The sequence below is a fragment of the Mameliella sp. CS4 genome, assembly GCF_019392335.1.
In the GTDB taxonomy this organism is placed as follows: Bacteria; Pseudomonadota; Alphaproteobacteria; order Rhodobacterales; family Rhodobacteraceae; genus Antarctobacter.
Genome location: NZ_JAHXRQ010000034.1, coordinates 1 through 18,056 on the forward strand (window position 1 = coordinate 1; position 18,056 = coordinate 18,056).

Annotated in this window: 16 protein-coding genes, 1 tRNA gene and 1 pseudogene; 5 read left to right on the forward strand and 13 right to left on the reverse strand. The window is 64.4% G+C overall.

Going from position 1 to position 18,056, the window contains the following annotated elements; translation table 11 throughout:
• The 7 genes and pseudogenes from KZZ07_RS27890 to chvE all read right to left on the reverse strand — a co-directional run.
• A pseudogene (locus tag KZZ07_RS27890) lies at nt 1-161 on the reverse strand (aldehyde dehydrogenase (NADP(+))); the annotation flags it as partial.
• Between the two features lie 12 nt (nt 162-173).
• A complete protein-coding gene (locus tag KZZ07_RS24220; protein WP_219518602.1) occupies nt 174-1,091 on the reverse strand; it encodes a dihydrodipicolinate synthase family protein in 918 nt (305 codons plus the stop codon).
• A 37-nt stretch (nt 1,092-1,128) separates the two neighbouring features.
• Nucleotides 1,129-2,055 carry a Gfo/Idh/MocA family protein gene (locus KZZ07_RS24225; RefSeq protein WP_219518605.1) on the reverse strand — a complete coding sequence of 309 codons (927 nt, stop codon included), beginning with the start codon at nt 2,053-2,055 and terminating at the stop codon, nt 1,129-1,131.
• Nucleotides 2,055-3,797, reverse strand: coding sequence for an L-arabinonate dehydratase (araD, locus tag KZZ07_RS24230; protein WP_219518609.1), 1,743 nt, complete (start codon nt 3,795-3,797; stop codon nt 2,055-2,057). Before araD ends, KZZ07_RS24225 begins: the two co-directional genes overlap by 1 nt.
• A 78-nt stretch (nt 3,798-3,875) precedes the next feature.
• Nucleotides 3,876-5,111 (reverse strand): multiple monosaccharide ABC transporter permease, encoded by a 1,236-nt coding sequence (mmsB, locus tag KZZ07_RS24235; RefSeq protein WP_219518611.1) that lies wholly within the window; start codon nt 5,109-5,111, stop codon nt 3,876-3,878.
• A gap of 12 nt (nt 5,112-5,123) precedes the next feature.
• Nucleotides 5,124-6,644, reverse strand: coding sequence for a multiple monosaccharide ABC transporter ATP-binding protein (mmsA, locus tag KZZ07_RS24240; protein WP_219518615.1), 1,521 nt, complete (start codon nt 6,642-6,644; stop codon nt 5,124-5,126).
• A 77-nt stretch (nt 6,645-6,721) separates the two neighbouring features.
• Nucleotides 6,722-7,768, reverse strand: coding sequence for a multiple monosaccharide ABC transporter substrate-binding protein (gene chvE / locus KZZ07_RS24245; RefSeq protein WP_305067274.1), 1,047 nt, complete (start codon nt 7,766-7,768; stop codon nt 6,722-6,724).
• 156 nt (nt 7,769-7,924) lie between these two features.
• On the opposite strand from chvE, the gene KZZ07_RS24250 reads away from it, so the two are divergent.
• Nucleotides 7,925-8,842 carry a LysR family transcriptional regulator gene (locus KZZ07_RS24250; RefSeq protein ID WP_219518617.1) on the forward strand — a complete coding sequence of 306 codons (918 nt, stop codon included), beginning with the start codon at nt 7,925-7,927 and terminating at the stop codon, nt 8,840-8,842.
• 354 nt (nt 8,843-9,196) lie between these two features.
• Here KZZ07_RS24250 and KZZ07_RS24255 read toward each other — a convergent pair.
• Nucleotides 9,197-9,283, reverse strand: a tRNA-Leu gene (locus KZZ07_RS24255).
• A gap of 615 nt (nt 9,284-9,898) precedes the next feature.
• Here KZZ07_RS24255 and lipB point away from each other — a divergent pair.
• Entirely contained in the window at nt 9,899-10,564 is a 666-nt protein-coding gene (gene lipB, locus KZZ07_RS24260) for a lipoyl(octanoyl) transferase LipB (RefSeq protein WP_219518620.1), read from the forward strand.
• Between the two features lie 45 nt (nt 10,565-10,609).
• Here the strand turns inward: lipB and KZZ07_RS24265 are convergent, their stop codons facing one another.
• From KZZ07_RS24265 to KZZ07_RS24275, 3 genes are all read right to left on the reverse strand, one after another.
• Nucleotides 10,610-11,062 (reverse strand): GNAT family N-acetyltransferase, encoded by a 453-nt coding sequence (locus KZZ07_RS24265; protein WP_219518621.1) that lies wholly within the window; start codon nt 11,060-11,062, stop codon nt 10,610-10,612.
• 323 nt (nt 11,063-11,385) lie between these two features.
• Nucleotides 11,386-11,592: a hypothetical protein gene (locus tag KZZ07_RS24270; RefSeq protein ID WP_219518624.1), complete on the reverse strand. Its 207-nt coding sequence runs from the start codon at nt 11,590-11,592 to the stop codon at nt 11,386-11,388.
• Nucleotides 11,593-11,855: 263 nt separating this feature from the next.
• Complete coding sequence (locus KZZ07_RS24275) at nt 11,856-12,062, reverse strand: hypothetical protein (protein WP_219518626.1); 207 nt, start codon at nt 12,060-12,062, stop codon at nt 11,856-11,858.
• A gap of 523 nt (nt 12,063-12,585) precedes the next feature.
• On the opposite strand from KZZ07_RS24275, the gene ctaD reads away from it, so the two are divergent.
• Nucleotides 12,586-14,259, forward strand: coding sequence for a cytochrome c oxidase subunit I (gene ctaD / locus KZZ07_RS24280; protein ID WP_219518629.1), 1,674 nt, complete (start codon nt 12,586-12,588; stop codon nt 14,257-14,259).
• 78 nt (nt 14,260-14,337) lie between these two features.
• Here ctaD and KZZ07_RS24285 read toward each other — a convergent pair whose 3' ends face one another.
• Nucleotides 14,338-15,930, reverse strand: coding sequence for a hypothetical protein (locus KZZ07_RS24285; protein ID WP_219518632.1), 1,593 nt, complete (start codon nt 15,928-15,930; stop codon nt 14,338-14,340).
• A gap of 137 nt (nt 15,931-16,067) precedes the next feature.
• Here KZZ07_RS24285 and KZZ07_RS24290 point away from each other — a divergent pair, with 137 nt between their 5' ends.
• Together KZZ07_RS24290 and KZZ07_RS24295 are read left to right on the forward strand one after the other, a co-directional pair.
• Entirely contained in the window at nt 16,068-16,562 is a 495-nt protein-coding gene (locus KZZ07_RS24290; protein ID WP_219518635.1) for a DUF2244 domain-containing protein, read from the forward strand.
• An 11-nt stretch (nt 16,563-16,573) separates the two neighbouring features.
• A complete protein-coding gene (locus KZZ07_RS24295) occupies nt 16,574-17,515 on the forward strand; it encodes a hypothetical protein (RefSeq protein ID WP_219518637.1) in 942 nt (313 codons plus the stop codon).
• A gap of 67 nt (nt 17,516-17,582) precedes the next feature.
• Here KZZ07_RS24295 and KZZ07_RS24300 read toward each other — a convergent pair whose 3' ends face one another.
• Entirely contained in the window at nt 17,583-18,044 is a 462-nt protein-coding gene (locus KZZ07_RS24300) for a GatB/YqeY domain-containing protein (RefSeq protein ID WP_219518641.1), read from the reverse strand.
• Between the last annotated feature and the right edge of the window lie 12 nt (nt 18,045-18,056).

The window sequence follows — 18,056 nt, forward strand, 5'->3', positions numbered from 1 at the left end:
TCGGCGGCCTCGCAGGCCCGGTCGACCAGCGCCGGCGTGCCCACCGAATAATCATGCACCGGGCCATGCGCCGGCTCAGAGCGGAAGGTCGTCTCTCCAGAGACCCACTCGCCCGCAATCAGGTGACGCCCGTGAGGGGTGAATGTGCTTTTGTCCAGCATGTCGAGAACTCCTTACTTGCCCCATTTCAGGGCGATGAGGTCCAGGTCGCCCGCCAGTTGCAGCAGACGCTCCCGCGTGCGCGGGGTCATGGGTTTCAACGGATGGCGGACGTGATCGGATCCAATCACGCCGCCTTCTTTCATGACCACCTTGCAGGCACGCAGCCCGCACTGGCGGTTTTCATGGTTGATGAGCGGCAGGCACTTGGTCCATTGCGCCAGCGCCGCGTCGGTGTCGTCCGCAAGATAGCTGCGGATGATGACGCCGATATGCTCGCACTGCAGGCCCGAGGTCATGGTGCCGGTACAGCCCGCATCAAGATCCGCCAAGAGCGTCACCGCCTCCTCACCATCGAAGGGCCCGACGATGTCCTTGCCCCCGGCCTCGATCAACGCTGCCAGCTTGTCGGCGGCAAAGGGCATTTCCATCTTGAAATAGCTGACGTTTTCCAGCTCGCGCGCCATGCGTGTCAACAAAGGCACCGACATCTGGCACCCCGAGAGCGGCGCGTCCTGCACCATGATCGGGATCGAGATCGCGTCGGACACCGCGCGGAACTGCTCATAGATCCCGGCCTCGGAGGGAACCAGCCCGACACCGTGATAGGGTGGCATCATCATGACCATCGAGGCGCCCAGCGCCTGCGCGGCCTTCGCCCGCGCGACCACGATTTCAGTGCTGAAATGGCTGATCGTCACGATCACCGGCACCCGGCCCGCAACATGTTCCAGGCTGATCCGCATCAGCGTGGCACGTTCCTCATCCGACAGGACGAACTGTTCGGAATAGTTGGCGAGGATACAGATCGCATCGCCCCCCTGGTCGATAATGCAGTCCAGTACGCGGCGCATCCCCTCTTCGTCGACACGGCCATCGTCGTGGAAGGGCGTGGGCGCAACGGGGAGAATGCCGGTCAGCGGCGTTTTCATGGCGGGTCCTTTCAAACTCTTCGGCGCCTGCGCGCCTTTATTCGTGGAACGGGGCGACACTCACGCGGCGGCCCAGCAGGAAGGCGTCGGCCACATGGCGCATGGGCGAGAGATCCACGTCGCTGCCCCCCGTGGCGACCAGCTCGGCCATGCGGGCGTAAAGGCGCGGGTATTCGCCCGCCAGCGCCGGGCCGTCTGCGCTTTGCTCGACACCGTCGATGACCATGCGCGCGCCGCCGTCATGCAGGGCCAGCATGCCCGCGTCCGTCTCGGCCTCGATGGTCCAGATCTGGTCGCCGTCCTGGCGCCAGTCAAAGACCGCCCCGACCTTGGCCCCTGCCGGGTGGGCAAAGCGCAGCGCGGCACCGATGGGGCCCTGCTTGTTCTCGGGCACTTCCAGCGTGGCCTCGGTCAGGTGGATCGCGTCAGGCAGGATTTCCGTCAGGATCGACAGCGCATTGATGCCCGGATCGAAGACCCCCAAGCCGCCCGGTTCCCAGATCCAGTCCTGGCCCGGGTGCCAGCGGCGCACGTCCTCTTTCCAGGTGATCTGCAGTCGGCGCAGGGTCTTGTCCGCCAGCCAGGCCTTGGCCGCGCCCACCATCGGTGCCTCGCGCGAGTGCCATGTGGCATAAAGCGAGACCCGTTGCGCGCGCGCCATGTCGATCAGCCGGTGACATTCCGACAATGAGGCGCCGGGTGGTTTTTCCAGCATGACGTGCCGACCGGCCGCGATGGCGGCGGCGGCATAGTCGAACCGTGGCACCGGCGGCAGGCAAAGCGAGACCACGCGAATGTCACTGCGCCGCTCCAGCAGTTCGGCGAAATCGGTGAAGCTTTCGACCCCCTCGACGCTGCCCTTGCGCGAGACGGTGGCGGCAAGATCCCAGTCCGGCGAGGCGGCGATGGCCGGAACGTGCTGATCCAGCGCGATCTTGCCGATTCCAACAAGTGCGATTTCCATCAATGCGAGTCCCTTCCGACCGGGGCGCCACGGCAGCCCTTGAGAAAATCCAGGTCGGCGCCGGTGTCGGCGCCCTGAACATGCTGCTGGTGCAGCCAGGCATAACCACTCTCCGGGCGCTCATGCGTGGGTTTCCAGTCCGCAAGGCGGGCCTGCAGTTCCGCGTCGGAGATATCAAGGTGCACGCGCCGCGCGGGCACGTCGACCTCGATCATGTCGCCGTTTTTCACCACGGCCAGCGGGCCGCCTGCTGCGGCTTCGGGCGAGGTGTGCAGGATCACGGTGCCGTAGGCGGTGCCGGACATGCGCGCATCCGAAATGCGGATCATGTCCTTGATGCCTTTTTTCAGCACCTTGGGCGGCAGGCCCATGTTGCCGACCTCGGACATGCCGGGATAGCCCTTTGGCCCGCAGTTCTTGAGCACCATGATGCAGGTCTCGTCGATGTCCAGGTCGTCGTCATTGATCTTGGCCTTGTAGTCGTCGATATCCTCGAAGACGACCGCCCTGCCCCGGTGCTGCATCAGGTGTTTCGACGCGGCGGAGGGTTTAAGCACCGCGCCCTTGGGGGCGAGGTTGCCCTTGAGCACGGCGATCCCGCCCTGGTCGGTCAGCGGTTTGTCGACCGGCAGGATCACGTCCTCGTTCCAGTTCTTCGCCTCCTTGACCTCGTCCCAGATCGTGCTCCCCGAAACGGTCAGGGCCTCCTTGTGCAGCTTGCCGCCCTCGCCCAACCGTTTCAGCACGACCGGCAGGCCACCGGCGTAAAAGAACTCCTCCATCAGGTAGTCGCCCGAGGGCTGGAGGTTGAGGATCGTCGCCACGTCCCGGCCGCAGCGGTCCCAGTCGTCCAGCGTGATGTCCACGCCGACACGGCCCGCGATGGCCAGGAGGTGCACCACCGTGTTGGTCGAGCCGCCCACGGCGCCATTGGTGCGGATCGCGTTTTCAAAGGCCTCTCGGGTCAGGATATCCGAGGGTTTCAGATCGTCCTTGACCATCTGCACGATGCGGCGGCCCGTCAGCTGCGCCATGACGCGGCGGCGGCTGTCCACCGCCGGGATTGCCGCGTTTCCGGACAACGCCATGCCCAGCGCCTCGCACATCGAGGCCATGCTGGAGGCGGTGCCCATCGTGTTGCAGGTGCCCGAGGAGCGGGTGACCGCCGCCTCGGCATCGAGAAATTCCTGCTGCGTCATCTCGCCGGCCTTCACCGCCTCGGAAAAGCGCCAGAGGTGGGTGCCCGCGCCGACGCGTTCGCCCTGGAACCAGCCGTTCAGCATCGGCCCGCCGGTCACGACGATAGACGGCAGATCGCAGGAGGCGGCAGCCATCAGCAGCGAGGGCGTGGTCTTGTCACAGCCGACCATCAGCACGCAGCCGTCCATCGGCTGGCCGCGGATCTGTTCCTCGATCGACAGCGCGGCGAGGTTGCGGAACATCATCGCCGTGGGGCGAAAAGTGTTTTCCGAGGCGCTGAAGACCGGCACCTCGGCCGGAAAACCGCCGGCCTCCCAGATGCCTGCCTTCACCTTTTCCGCCAGTTCGCGCAGGTGGCCGTTGCAGGGAGTCAGTTCCGACCAGGTGTTCAGGATGCCGATGATCGGGCGCCCGTCGAACAGATCCTCGGGGTAGCCCTGGTTCTTGAGCCAGCCGCGATGATAAATCACGTCCTTGGTGCTGCCGCCGTACCATTCCTGGCTGCGCAGCTTGCGGGGCCATTCTGCCGGTTTGAACGCCATCTGCTTGCCTCCTCTCTTCAGGGAGATGCCTGCGAAAGTGCCCCGGGGTTAGCGCCGGGGTACTTTCGCCACGCATCGTCACCCTTGTTTCGATTTGTTGTAGACGTCGAAGATCACGGCAGCGAGCAGCACCAGGCCCTTGATCATCTGCTGATAGTCGATGCCGATGCCCATGATCGACATGCCGTTGTTCAGCACACCCATCAGAAAGGCGCCGACAACGGCCCCCACGATCTTGCCGACGCCACCCGACATCGAGGCCCCGCCAATGAAGACGGCGGCAATCACGTCAAGCTCCAGCGCGAAACCCGCCTTTGGCGTGGCCGAGTTCAGGCGTGCGGCAAAGACCATGCCCGCGATCCCGGCCAGGACGCCCATGTTGACGAAAGCAAGGAAGGTCAGGCGCTCGGTCTTGATGCCCGAGAGTTTCGCCGCCTTTTCGTTGCCGCCCAGCGCATAGATGCGCCGGCCCGTCACCGTGCGCCCTGTGAAGAAGGCATAGATGATGGTCAGCACACCCATCGTGATCAGAACGTTGGGCAGACCGCGGAAGGTCGACAGCTTGAACAGGATGAAGATCAGCGCAATCGCGACAATGCCGATGCGCGCGATGAAGAAGGCCTGCGGTTCGCCCGCCATGCCATAGGCCTTGTTCTGGGCGCGTGCCTTCAGCTCCATCCAGACGATCAGCCCGGCGGCAACAAGGCCGGTGCCCAGCGCCAGCACGTTGACACGTTTCTGACCCAGCAGGTCGGCAACGGTCTGACTCACGCCCGAGGGAAAGATGTCCGGCACGAACCCGTTGGCCAGCATCTGGAATTCACGCGGGAACGGACCCAGCGACTGGCCTTCGAGCAGCCAGAGCGAAGCGCCCCGGAACACCAGCATCCCCGCCAGCGTGACGATGAACGACGGGATCTTCCAGTAGGCGATCCAATAGCCCTGCGCGGCGCCGATCAGGCCGCCCGCGACAAGGCAGGTGACCATGGTGACCGCCGTCGACAGTTCCCATTCCACGATCATGACGGCGGCCAGTGCGCCGACGAACCCCATGACCGACCCCACCGAAAGGTCGATGTTGCCCGAGACGATGACAATCAGCATCCCCAGCGCCATGATGACGATATAGCTGTTCTGCAACAGCAGGTTGGTGACGTTCACCGGCTTCAGAAGCGTGCCCTCGGTGACGATCTGGAAGAAGGCCATGATCGCGATCAGCGCGAACAGCAGCCCGTATTCGCGCAGGTGGCGGACGAGGTATTCGCCGATCCCCTGCTTTTCGGGCGCCTCGGCCCCGTGCTCTGCAATGTCCATCAAGAGGCTCCCTTATTCGGTCACGATGAGCGACATGATGCGCTCCTGGCTGGCGTCTTCGGCGCTCAGTTCGCCGACGAATGCGCCTTCGTTCATTACGTAGATGCGGTCACACATGCCCAGGAGTTCGGGCATCTCGGAGGAGATCATGATCACGCCCTTGCCCTGTTTCGACAGGTCGTTGATGATCCCGTAGATCTCGAACTTGGCGCCGACGTCGATGCCGCGCGTGGGCTCGTCCAGGATCAGCACCTCGGGCTTGGCAAAGAGCCATTTCGACAGGACAACCTTTTGCTGGTTGCCGCCCGAGAGGTTCATCACGCGCTGGAACACGCCCGGCGTGCGGATGTTCAGCGCCTTGCGATACTCCTCGGCCACGCGGGTCTCGGCGCTTTCGTTCAACACCTGACCGCGCGCCACCTCTTCGAGGTTCGCCATCGTGATGTTGCGCTGGATGGTTTCCTCAAGGATCAGGCCCAGCGACTTGCGGTCCTCGGTGACATAGGCCAGCCCGGCCTCGATCGCCTTGCTGACGGTGCTGACGTCCACCGGCTTGCCGCCAACTTCGACGCTGCCCGAAATATTGCGCCCGTAGGACCGGCCAAAGATGCTCATGGCCAGTTCCGTCCGTCCGGCCCCCATCAATCCGGCGATACCCACGACCTCGCCGGCGCGGACGGCCATGTTGACGTCCTCGATCACCTGCCGATCGGTGTGCAGCGGGTGCCAGACATTCCAGTCCTTGACCTCCATCAGCACCTCGCCCGCGCGGCGTTCGCGCGCCGGGTACCGATGCGCCATGTCGCGGCCCACCATGTCGCGCACGATGTTGTCCTCGGTGATGTCCTGGGTCTTCGCGTCCATCGTGGACACGGTGGAGCCGTCCCGGATCACCGTCACCGAGTCCGCGACCCGGCGCACCTCGTTCAGCTTGTGGCTGATGATGATCTGGGTGACACCCTGCTGTTTGAGTTCCAGCATCAGGTCCAGCAAGGCCTGGCTGTCGGATTCCGACAGCGCCGCCGTCGGCTCGTCGAGGATCAGAAGCCGCACTTCCTTGGACAGCGCCTTGGCGATCTCGACCAGCTGTTGCTTGCCCACGCCCAGCTTGTCGACAAGCGTGCTGGGTGGTTCCTTCAGGCCAACCTTTTGCAACAAGGCCTCGGTGCGCTTGTTGGTCTCGCGCCAGTTGATGATGCCGCCGCGCGCCCGCTCGTTGCCCAGGAACAGGTTCTCGGCAATCGACAAGAGCGGCACAAGCGCCAGTTCCTGGTGGATGATGATGACACCCTTGGCCTCGGAGTCGGAAATGTCGCCGAACTCCGCCAAGGCGCCGTCGTAATGGATTTCGCCGTCGTAGCTGCCCGCCGGGTAGACCCCGGACAGGACTTTCATCAGGGTCGACTTGCCCGCGCCGTTTTCACCGACAAGGGCGTGAATCTCGCCGTCCTTCACCGTCAGGTTGACCGTGTCCAGCGCCTTGACCCCAGGAAACTCCTTGGTGATCCCGCGCATTTCCAGAAGCGCCGTCATCCCCACTCCCCAATTTTCTGGTGATTGCCAAGGTCCGCCCGCCGCCGTGACGCCGGACGAACCCCGGGAGTAACCGGTTACTGGACCTGGTCCATCGTGTAGTAGCCGGAGCCGATGATCACATCTTCCCAGTTGGACAGGTCGACCGAGACCGGTTCCAGCAGGTAGGAGGGCACGACCTTGACGCCGTTGTCATAGGTGGTGGTGTCGTTGATCTCGGGCTCGCCGCCTTTCAGCAGGGCCTCGACCATGCCGACGGTCACGCGCGCCAGTTCGCGGGTGTCCTTGAAGACGGTCGAATACTGCTCGCCCGCCAGCATCGACTTGACCGAGCGGATCTCGGCGTCCTGACCGGTGACAATCGGCATTTTCAGATCGCCCGAGCCATAGCCCACGCCCTTGAGCGAGGAGATGATGCCGATGGACAGGCCATCGTAGGGCGACAGGACGCCGTGCACGCGTTCGTCGGTGTAATGCGCCGACAGCAGGTTATCCATGCGCGCCTGCGCCACCGCGCCGTCCCAGCGCAGGGTGCCGACCGTGTCCATGCCCATCTGGCCGGACAGGATGTTGATGGTGCCGTCGTCGATCAGCGGCTGCAGGACCGACATCGCGCCATCGTAGAAGAAATAGGCGTTGTTGTCGTCCGGCGAGCCGCCGAACAATTCGACATTGTAGGGGCCGTCGCCAAAGCGCTCCTTGAGGCCGTCCACAAGGCTGGTGGCCTGCTGCACGCCGACCTTGAAGTTGTCGAAGGTCGCGTAATAGCTGACGTATTCGCTGTCGCGGATCAGGCGGTCATATGCGATCACCTGGATATCCGCGTAATAGGCGTTTTCCAGCGCGCTCGACAGGGTGGTGCCGTCGATGGCGGCGATCACCAGCACGTCGACGCCATTGGTGATCATGTTCTCGATCTGCGCCAGCTGGTTGGGAATGTCGTCCTCGGCGTATTGCAGGATGGTTTCATAGCCTGCGGCCTTGAATTGTTCGACCATCGACTCGCCGTCAGAGATCCAGCGCGACGAGGACTTCGTCGGCATAGCGATGCCAACGGTTTCGGCCACGGCGCCATAGCTGGACAGCGCCACTGCCGCCGAAGCGAGCAGAAGTTTCATGTTCATTGGTAGCCTCCCAAGGTCGGCGCCCGCCCTCCTGCGGCGACGCCTGATCTGTGTTTCGGACCCAGTGGATCCGGACGCGACCGTAAGACGGGGCTGTATACCTGTAAAATTCCGATTATGATGACCTCCATATCAAAAACGATATGGAGCTGCGCGATGGACATCGCCCGCCGGATCAAACCCGCGCACCTGGACCTGGTGCTGAAGATCGCCGAGACGCAGCAGCTGCAACTGGCCGCGCAGGCGGTCGCGATCTCGCAGCCCGCCGCCTCGCGCATCCTGGCCGAGATCGAGACCAACATCGGCAGCCCCCTCTTCGTCCGCCACCCCAAGGGCATGGTCATGTCGCAGGCCGGAGAGGTCTTTGTCCGCCACGCGCGGGTGATCCTGGCCGAGGTACGCACGCTGGAGGACGAGTTGCGCCATATCCAGTCCGGCGACCTGGGCGAGGTGCGGGTGGGCTCCGTCACCGGCCCGGCGGTGGGTGTCCTGATGCCCGCCGTGCAGGCGGTGCAGCAGGACAGTCCCGACCTGGAAATCAGCGTCGACGTGGCGCCCTCGCGCGTGCTGATCCGTGACCTGGAGGAAGGACGGTATGACTTTGTGCTGGGACGCATTCCGCCGGGCCACGACAGCCGTTTGTTCCACGTCCACCCGGCCCGGACCGAGGTCGTGGCCCTGCTGGTGCATGACAAGCATCCGCTGGCGTCCCGCCAGGACGTCGAAGTGTCAGAGCTGACCGGCTACCCTTGGGTGATGCAGGAACGCGGCATGCCGATCCGAGAGTCTGTCGAGGCCGCCTTTCACACTGCCGGGGTTCCGATCCCGCCCAGGGTGCTCAACAGTTCGTCCCTGTTGGTGGCGCTGGCGCAGGTGGCGCGCGTTCAGGCCATCGTGCCGCAGTCGAACGAGGTCAAGGAACTGCTGGTGCGTTCCGACATCGGCGCCAACCTGACCGCGCTGCAACTGCGCCGCTCGATCGTCGTGCCGCCCTACTTCGTCCTGCGAGACGGCAGCCGCAAGCTTTCGCGCGCCGCCGAACGCCTGTTGCAAGAGGTGCTGGCACGGATCTGACCGCCCAGCGGTTTGTCGGGAACGGGCCTGCCTGCCCGTCACGATCTGCGGACCGGCGGTCATATGCGTCGAGGCCCGGGTGCTCAGGCAGTCTCAGCCCCCTGTTGTCGCTGACACGCGCGCGCCAGATGCAGGCTGCCCCGCCGGTGTGTCTTGACTGGATATGCGGCGAAGGCGTCAGCCGGGAATCTCGAGTTGGAGCGGTCGCGGCCACTTCGAACCTTGGCCCCGTCGATCTTTGGAAGCGTCATCTTCCGACCCTTGCGCCAAATGATTTGCGGCACAGGTCGCGACACAGGCCCACGTGCAAGCCCTTGATATGGCTTACGCTCATGGTTTCTATGGTGAAGAAAATGGTGCGGTCGAGAAGACTCGAACTTCCACGGGAGTTACCCCACAGCGACCTCAACGCTGCGCGTCTACCAATTCCGCCACGACCGCACTGTCCTGACTTGGTGGGAGGCTCTCTAGCGAAGGCCGGGGACGATGTGAAGAGGAAAAACGACAAAAACCTGTTCCGCTCCGAAACTCCTGATGTGTCGCATCAGGCAAGCGCGCCTGTGTCGCACGGACGCCCGGATCAACACCCCACCACCCAGACCAAACCGCTTGAGCCGCGCCTCAGGCGCATCATGAAACGGGCCGCGGGTCATCACCCGCACCGGGTACAGCGTGAAAGGCCTGGCCACGCCGTGGGCATCCCAGCAGAGCATGCGCATCTCGGCCGCTGGGCGTGCGGTCCGGCCCTCGGACGGCAAAGCGCCTCCGCGCGGCGCGCTGGTGGCGCTTTCCTTCGAGGACCATTATGTGCTGATCCGCAGGACGCGCGGATCAGGCTTGCAGGCGATGCGGCTTTCGGATGCGATACGCGAGGAGGGCGGCACCACGGGCGCAGAGGTCCACAGGTTTCACTGGGTGGTCCCTGGACCGGCTGACCGCCGCGCGCCGCAAAGGAGACCGGGCGATCCTAAGCATGACAGGCGGGGTCGAGACACCGGTCAGCCGGGCATGGCTGCCCAGAATCAAGGAGGCGGGGGTCTTGCCCCGGTGACAGGCATGGAATGGAAGATCAGCGAGGGGCTGGTGCCCTACGAAGAGGCGCTTTCCTTCATGGAGGACCGCGCCAGCGCCATCGCCGAAGGGCGGGCAGACGAATGCATCTGGCTGCTTGAGCACCCGCCGCTCTATACCGCCGGGACCTCGGCCCGGATCGAGGACCTGAAGGACCCCGACCGCTTTCCGGTCTACACCTCCAAGCGTGGCGGGCAGTATACCTATCACGGCCCCGGTCAGCGGGTGGTCTATGTCATGCTGGACCTCAACAAGCGCGGGCGCGACATCCGCCGGTTCGTGCAGGACCTCGAGGCCTGGGTGATCGCGACGCTGGCGGAATTCAACCTTGTCGGCCACATCCGCGAAGGCCGCGTCGGTGTCTGGATCGAACGCCCCGAGAAACCCCCGCTGGCGGACGGGCGCATGGCCGAGGACAAGATTGCCGCCATCGGCATCCGCCTCCGCCGCTGGGTCAGCTTTCACGGCATCTCGATCAACGTGGAACCGGAGCTGGAGCATTTCGACGGCATCGTGCCCTGCGGCATCAACGATTTCGGCGTGACCAGCCTGGTGGACCTGGGCCTGCCGGTGACGATGGACGACCTTGACGTGGCGCTCAGGGCGCAGTTCGACGCGGTCATGGCGCAGCCCGCCGCAGATCCGGCCTGATCCGGCAGGTTCGGCCGGGCAGCGATGCGCCACCCGGCCGGTCCTTTACGACACCAACTGCATGTGCGCGAGTTCGAAAGGCAGTCCGTTGTCGTCGGTCGGCCGCCGGGACAGTTCCCGGAACCCCAGCGCCGTGTAAAAGGCACAGGCCTGTTCGTTGCGCGTATAGACATCCAGCGACAGGGTGCCCTTGAGCGTCAACGCCCGGTCGACCAACCGTCGCCCGATACCCTGCCCCTGGCAGCCGGGGCTGACAAACAGCCCGCCGATAAAGCCGTCCAACAGGCTGATGAACCCGACCGGCGTATCATGCCGGCAGGCGACCCATGTTTCGGATGAAGGCAGATAGAGGTCCTCGATCAGCTTGCGCTGTTCGAGAAGGCGCGCCCTGCCAAGAAAGGGATGCGCTGCAAGGGAGGCGTCGAACCAGACGGCCGACAGGGGGGCGATGTCCGTGGCCTTGTCGAAAGGCCGGATCACCAGGGGATCGTTCTTCATGAGAACTCCACAGAATTTTGGATATGGAAAAAGGTCCGGCACGATCTGGTGCCGGGCAAAGCCGCGTAATGCGGTTCAGACTGAACCTCTGCGCATATCTCTCCTTCTGCCGGTGGATCGAAGGTAGGCCCCGCGCACCCCGGATGCAATGGCAGGAACGTGCTGCCACAGCAGCCATGCATCGCAAACGAAAAGGGGCAAGGACTGCTGTCCTCGCCCCCGGGGGCAGATCAAATTTCCCCCGCCAATGTCTTAAATGTCCTGGTGCTTGCAAATCGTTCCTCGGTCCGGGCCGGAGTGGCAGCAGGCCCGGACCGGCTGTCTCAGAGCTTGCCCGAAAAGACGTGAAAGAGGATGTCCTCGCGGGCGATGCCCTGCTGGGCCAGTTCCGCATCCGAAAGCGCGCGCAACTCGTCGATGCGGGCGGTGCGCTGGCGGTAGCGGCGGTCAAAGGGCGTCTCGAAGGCGCGCGACAGGCGCTGGCGCAGGGTGGCACGGCTGGAAACGAAGCTGTTGTCGAAATAGGCCATCTTGAGGTCCCCCGTCTGGGTGATGCGGTGTGCGGCAGATGGGTTCAATCTAGAGAGGGGCGGCCTGCCCCATAAGTCGGGAATGCCGGACCGTCCGGAATACCGGACCCTGCCCCCGCGACCGCAAGGCAGGGATGAAAAAAGGGGGCGCACTCACAACGCCCCCTTAGAAAATCATGAAAAGAATGGATGGGCGGAAAGCCCGGAAAAGGATTTGGTCAGTGAAACCTTGTCACCGCGTCGCGCGGCGTCACGTCACCGGGTCAGGCCTTGCCCGAAAAGACGTGAAAGAGGATGTCCTCGCGGGCGATGCCCTGCCGGGACAGTTCGGCATCCGACAGCGCACGCAGGGCCTCGACCCGGGCGGTGCGCTGGCGGTAACGGCGGTCGAAGGGAGTCTCGAACAGGCGCGCAAGACGCTGGCGCAGGGTGGTGCGGTTGGCGGCAAAGCTGCTGTCGTAGTAGGCCATCGTGATCCCTCCCCTCGGGATGTTCGTGTTCTCGATGACCGGACATTAGGCCGACGGGCCCGGCGGACCAAAGTCGGGAAACCCTGACCGTAAGGGATACCTGACCCTCTCACCGCAGGTTGCGGCAAAGGATGTGGCGGACGCTGTGAGGGGCTGGTCGCGGTGCAGGTGGTCCGGCCGGAGGAGACCAAGGCGCATCGGCACGGGTATCTTGTCACGCTTTCGCCCCAGACCCTGACCGGACGGTTGACGCCGTCGTCTGCGCCCTGCCCGACCGGCGTTCGAGACTTCGGACAAGGACCGGCTGCGTCAAGATCGTAAGCAACAGCTGCACTCCCTGCCCTATTCCCCCGCCGGACCTGTCCCCCGCGACAGGCGACCAAGGTGCGACAAAAAGATTTGATCTGCGTCAAATCCGGCCATTGCCGCCCTATTGGTCACATTCTAAAACGTGAAATGAACGTCGCTCTCGGGTGGATTCCCTTCCCAAGAGCGACGCCCAGGGATCAGCAGGAGGCAAACAATGGCAGATGCAGCCATTCACGGCCACGAGCACGAAGACAACCGCGGGTTCTTTACCCGCTGGTTCATGTCGACGAACCACAAGGACATCGGGATTCTGTACCTTGTCGTCTCGGCGTTCGTCGGGCTCATTTCGGTCGTTTTCACCGTTTACATGCGCATGGAGCTTATGTCTCCGGGCGTGCAATACATGTGCATGGAGGGCATGCGCTTTCTCCCGGCCGCGGTCGAGAACTGCACGCCCAACGGGCACCTCTGGAACGTGCTGATCACCGGCCACGGCATCCTGATGATGTTCTTCGTGGTCATTCCGGCGCTGTTCGGCGGGTTCGGCAACTACTTCATGCCGCTGCAGATCGGCGCGCCGGACATGGCGTTCCCGCGGATGAACAACCTGTCCTTCTGGCTGTATGTCGCGGGGTCCACCCTGGCGGTCTGCTCGGTCTTCGCACCGGGTGGCAACGGCCAGCTCGGCTCGGGTGTGGGGTGGGTCCTGTATCCGCCGCTTTCGGTCAACGAATCCGGCATGTCGATGGACCTGGCGATCTTCGCTGTCCACGTCTCGGGCGCCTCGTCGATCCTGGGCGCGATCAACATGATCACCACCTTCCTGAACATGCGCACCCCGGGCATGACCCTGTTCAAGGTGCCGCTGTTCTCTTGGGCGATCTTCGTCACATCCTGGCTGATCCTGCTGAGCCTGCCCGTTCTGGCCGGCGCGATCACCATGCTGCTGACCGACCGGAACTTCGGCACGACCTTCTTTGACCCCGCCGGTGGCGGTGACCCGGTGCTGTACCAGCACATCCTGTGGTTCTTCGGCCACCCCGAGGTCTACATCGTGATCGTGCCCGGCTTTGGCATCATCAGCCACGTCGTCGCGACCTTCTCGCGCAAGCCGATCTTCGGCTACCTGCCGATGGTCTGGGCGATCATCGCGATCGGCGCGCTGGGGTTCGTCGTCTGGGCGCACCACATGTACACCGTCGGCATGTCGCTGACCCAGCAGAGCTACTTCATGCTGGCGACGATGGTCATCGCGGTGCCAACGGGTGTGAAGGTGTTCAGTTGGATCGCCACCATGTGGGGCGGCTCGATCGAGATGAAAACCCCGATGCTCTGGGCCTTCGGCTTCCTGTTCCTCTTCACCGTCGGCGGCGTGACCGGCGTGGTGCTGAGCCAGGCGGGCGTCGACCGTGCCTATCATGACACCTACTACGTCGTGGCGCACTTCCACTACGTGATGAGCCTTGGTGCCGTCTTTGCCATCTTCGCGGGGGTCTACTTCTACTTCCCCAAGATGACCGGCCGGATGTATTCCGAGTTCTGGGGCAAGATCCACTTCTGGACGATGTTCATCGGTGCGAACCTGACCTTCTTCCCGCAGCACTTCCTGGGTCGTCAGGGCATGCCGCGCCGCTACATCGACTACCCCGAGGCTTTTGCCACCTGGAACTACATCTCCAGCTGGGGCGCGCTGCTCTCCTTTGCATCGTTCCTGCTGTTCTTCGGGATCATGTTCCATGCCCTGACCCGCGGCGCCCGCGCCAACCAGGCAAACCCCTGGAACGAATACGCGGACACGCTGGAATGGACCCTGCCCTCGCCGCCGCCGGAGCACACCTTCGAGCAGCTGCCGAAGCAGGAAGACTGGGACAAGGGCCACGCCCACTAAGGGACGCCCTCACCTGAAACGCGAAAGGCCCCGGAGCGATCCGGGGCCTTTTTCATGTCCACGGTCGTTTCGCGCGGGTCAGTCCCCGTCGCGCCATTCGTAGATGTAGCGGAAGCTTCCGACCGAATTGGCACAGACCCGGACCTCGAACCGGCTGGCTGTGTCGGGTCCCCCGTAGCCAAAGCCGCTGTCAGGCCCGATGAGGACACCCGCCCCCTGTGTGACGTGACCGCCTCTTGCCGAAACCGAAACGGGCCCACCTTGCGCCGTGCGCACCAACGACAACTCTTCGTTGTCCGGGCTCTGGCAAGCATCTGAATGCGAGACGGCCAAGGTATAGTCGAGGCTGGCATCGCCCCAATCGGCCTCGAACGCCCCCTTCAAAGTAGCGCTCACCTCGTACCTCTGTCCCGGCTCGAAAAACTCCGGGGGGCTCGCCCAGGAATAGGATACGGAAAACGACCCCGAGGGATCGCCGCATCGCGGCTTGGACACCGTCCACTCGGCCACGCCGTCGTCGATCGTACCGGCCTCGTCATAGCACTGCGAGAAGTGCGGCAGCGTAACCTTGGCGGCCGTTCCGACCAGAGCCCAGTGCCCGACCGTGGGCGCGACGGTGCGCGCGCCCGGCTTGGGGTCGGCGGGCACCGGCTGCTTTGGTGGGTCCTTCAACGGCATGCGCTGGGAAACCTCGGCGCAGCGACCCGTGACGACCGGCAGAACGTAATGCGACAGCGCCATGCTCTGCAGCCGGGCCTGCGCCACGTCCAGAAGGTCGATACCCAACTCGTGGTTCCGCCGGGCCTCGATCTTTGAAAGCGCCGCGTCAAAGGCACGATCCGCAACGGCCTTGGCGTCGTCGCGGACGTTTTCGATGATGCGCAGCCGATCGTCGTTGCCGACGTCGCGTTCGGGCACCGCGCCCGACACGTCAGATGGGCCAAAGATATCCTCGTAAGCCTGGCGAAAGCGCCGGTCCGCCTCGGCATGGGCCGCGTCCCGCGCGGCCATCGCATCGCGCATCGCCTCCGCCGCCAGGGCCATCTCGGCCTCGATCTCTGCCACGTTGCGCTCTGCCTTGTCACGCAACAGGTCCTGCGACCGCTGCACGATCGCCTCGTCCCAGCCGTTCAGCAGCGCGTGCTGCACGATCTCCTGCACCCAGCGCGCCCGGTTCTGCGCCACGCGCTGCCGGTTCGCTTCCAGGATCGCGTCAGGGGTCAACACGACCTTGCGCCCGGTGTTGGCCCCGTCCAGCACCACCTTTCCCCAGCCCGAGGCCAGCAAGAGGATCAGGTCCCATTCATCCGGCATCTTCCAGATGCCCAGGAGCGACATGGCGTAATCGTCGAACAACGCTTGGATGTCCGGCGGCAGATGCGCATCCAGATACAGCGCCGTCAGCACCGCCTTGCGGCAGTCGTCCGCGCCCGCCGCCTCCAGGATCCGCTGCAGTTCCATCAGGTCCTCGCCATGATACCGGTCGAGATCCCGTACCGACGGGACAACCCATCCTTCCGCATGGGCGCGCGAGATCTGGGTGTCTATCGCGCGCCGCGCGTCGAAGACATCGGCCATCCCGGCAGTGGCTGACAGGATCAGCACCAAAGCCGCCGCGGCCAAGCCGCGCGCCTTCCGTCCCCCGTCACCTCTCTGCAATCCGCTGCTCATGGTCACATCCTCCTGAGATCTGAAACGCAACTTATCATCTTGCCGGGACGCCGGACTTTGACCCACAACAATTCTGCTGTATATCCCGCATGATGACTTCCGCCCGGGGTGAGACCGGGAACCTTTCCGACGGACCAATGCCTTACCACTGGACAACGCCCCCCCGCGAAGCCTCCCAGGTCCTGCAGCTCTGGCCGCACAATTCCCTGTCGGCCGAGGGTTTCGCAGCCATGATCCTGGGCTTCTTCCTCTTTGCCTCGGTGCCGCTTTACAGCGTGATCGGGACGGCTGTGCTATGGGGCCTCCTGCCCTTCATGCTGGCAGCGACGGCGGCGCTTTATTACGCGTTGCGGCGCAACCGGCGTGACCGCCGCATCCTGGAGGTCCTGACCGTCACACCCGAGGTCACGCATCTGACCCGGACCAACCCCAAGGGCGACACCCAAGACTGGGAAAGCAACACCTACTGGGTCAAGGTCGCCTGCCACGAGTCCGGCGGACCGGTGCCCTATTACGTCACGCTCAAGGGCGATGGCCGCGAGGTCGAGATCGGCGCCTTCCTGAGCGAAGACGAGCGCCGCGCCCTGTTCAACGACCTGACCGACGCGGTGCGCCGCGCGGCCCATCCCTGAAGGGCGACAGCATGGCACAGGTCCCCGCAACCCCGAAATGGCACCGCGCCGCGATGCGGCTTTCAGTGGCCCTGAACCGCGAAGGCTGGATCGACCGGCTGACACCGGCCCCCAGCGAGGCCGCCGCCCTGCGCCTGCGCGACGCGCTGGCCGCCCGGGTGCCGCCGCTGCGCAAGCGGGTGGTTTTCCTGATCCCACTTGTGGGGCCGGACCACGTGGGCGACTGGGAGGCCGTGGCCGACAGGCTCTCGGCGACGCTGGACTGTTTTCTGGCGCAGGACGATCCCCACTGGCAAGCGGTGATCTGCTGCCAGGAACGCCCGCCGCTGCCCGACGACCCTCGCATCAGCTTCCTGCCCTTCTCGGCGCCCGAGCCCGGGAATGACAAGTGGCTGAAGCTGGCGGCGCTGACCGCGCATCTCGACGAGATGGACCTGCCGCCCAGCTATGTCATGAGTTTCGACGCCGATGACCTGCTGCGCCAGGGCAGCGTGCGCGAGATGCTGCGCCGCCAGGCGCCGGGCGGCTACCTGGTGCAGTCCGGCTTTGTCATGGACGATGCGACCGGGATGATCGCCCTTGCGGACCGCCCCACCCTGCGTGAGCCTCTGCGCAAACCCTTCTGGAAGCTCTGCGGCTCTTGCGCGGCGCTGGCCCATGATCCGGACCTGCCGCAAAGCACCGCCTTCCTGCAGGCGATGACCCAGCACGAACACCGCATGTTCCCCTACCTCGCCGCGCTGGCGGGGAGGACGCTGGCGCCGCTGTCGCAGCCGGCGGTCCTTTACGTCCTGAACCACGGAGAGAACTTCGGCGCGCGGCGCGGGCGGGTCAGCTTCAAGACACGCTTCGTGGAACGGTTCCGGATCGACGACCCGTCAGAACTGGCGCTGATCGCCGATGGCTTCCCCATGCCGGATGTCGGCGACGACCCGGCCGAGGCCACCGCCTGACCACCGCAAAGCAAAAGGCCGCCCCGAAAGGCGGCCCTTGTCGGTGGTCCCGCAAGACCCGAGCCGGTCAGGCCGACAGCCGGTCCTTCACCCGGGGTCCGACCGATCCGAAATCCATCTGGCCGGTGTATTTCGACTTGAGCACCCCCATGACGCGCCCCATGTCGCGGATCGATTCCGCGCCGACCTCTGCCATTGCCGCATCGATCGCCTTGGCGACTTCCTTGTCGTTCAACGCGCGCGGCAGGAATTCCTCGATCACCTCGATCTCGGCGGTTTCGCGTTCGGCCAGGTCCAGCCGGCCCGCCTCTTCATAGCTCTTGGCGCTTTCGCGGCGCTGCTTGACCATCTTGCCAAGAATGGCCAGCACCTCGGTGTCATCGACCCCGGTTTCATTGCCTTCCCCGCGGACGGCGATGTCGCGATCCTTGATGGCGGCATTGATCAGGCGCAACGTCGACAGGCGGTCCTGCGCCTTGTCTCTCATCGCTTGCTTGACCGCCGCGTTCACCTTTGCACGCAATTCCATGACCTTATCCCC

Excerpts from the sequence above, each read along its gene's own strand:
- KZZ07_RS24275 (WP_219518626.1), bottom strand. The coding sequence starts at position 12,062 with ATGGCCTACTACGACAGCAGCTTTGCCGCCAACCGCACCACCCTGCGC.
- chvE (WP_305067274.1), bottom strand. The coding sequence starts at position 7,768 with ATGAACATGAAACTTCTGCTCGCTTCGGCGGCAGTGGCGCTGTCCAGC.
- lipB (WP_219518620.1), top strand. The coding sequence starts at position 9,899 with ATGGAATGGAAGATCAGCGAGGGGCTGGTGCCCTACGAAGAGGCGCTT.
- KZZ07_RS24220 (WP_219518602.1), bottom strand. The coding sequence starts at position 1,091 with ATGAAAACGCCGCTGACCGGCATTCTCCCCGTTGCGCCCACGCCCTTC.
- KZZ07_RS24265 (WP_219518621.1), bottom strand. The coding sequence starts at position 11,062 with ATGAAGAACGATCCCCTGGTGATCCGGCCTTTCGACAAGGCCACGGAC.
- KZZ07_RS24270 (WP_219518624.1), bottom strand. The coding sequence starts at position 11,592 with ATGGCCTATTTCGACAACAGCTTCGTTTCCAGCCGTGCCACCCTGCGC.
- KZZ07_RS24300 (WP_219518641.1), bottom strand. The coding sequence starts at position 18,044 with ATGGAATTGCGTGCAAAGGTGAACGCGGCGGTCAAGCAAGCGATGAGA.
- ctaD (WP_219518629.1), top strand. The coding sequence starts at position 12,586 with ATGGCAGATGCAGCCATTCACGGCCACGAGCACGAAGACAACCGCGGG.
- KZZ07_RS24225 (WP_219518605.1), bottom strand. The coding sequence starts at position 2,055 with ATGGAAATCGCACTTGTTGGAATCGGCAAGATCGCGCTGGATCAGCAC.
- mmsB (WP_219518611.1), bottom strand. The coding sequence starts at position 5,111 with ATGGACATTGCAGAGCACGGGGCCGAGGCGCCCGAAAAGCAGGGGATC.
- KZZ07_RS24295 (WP_219518637.1), top strand. The coding sequence starts at position 16,574 with ATGGCACAGGTCCCCGCAACCCCGAAATGGCACCGCGCCGCGATGCGG.
- araD (WP_219518609.1), bottom strand. The coding sequence starts at position 3,797 with ATGGCGTTCAAACCGGCAGAATGGCCCCGCAAGCTGCGCAGCCAGGAA.
- mmsA (WP_219518615.1), bottom strand. The coding sequence starts at position 6,644 with ATGACGGCGCTTCTGGAAATGCGCGGGATCACCAAGGAGTTTCCTGGG.
- KZZ07_RS24285 (WP_219518632.1), bottom strand. The coding sequence starts at position 15,930 with ATGAGCAGCGGATTGCAGAGAGGTGACGGGGGACGGAAGGCGCGCGGC.
- KZZ07_RS24250 (WP_219518617.1), top strand. The coding sequence starts at position 7,925 with ATGGACATCGCCCGCCGGATCAAACCCGCGCACCTGGACCTGGTGCTG.
- KZZ07_RS24290 (WP_219518635.1), top strand. The coding sequence starts at position 16,068 with ATGCCTTACCACTGGACAACGCCCCCCCGCGAAGCCTCCCAGGTCCTG.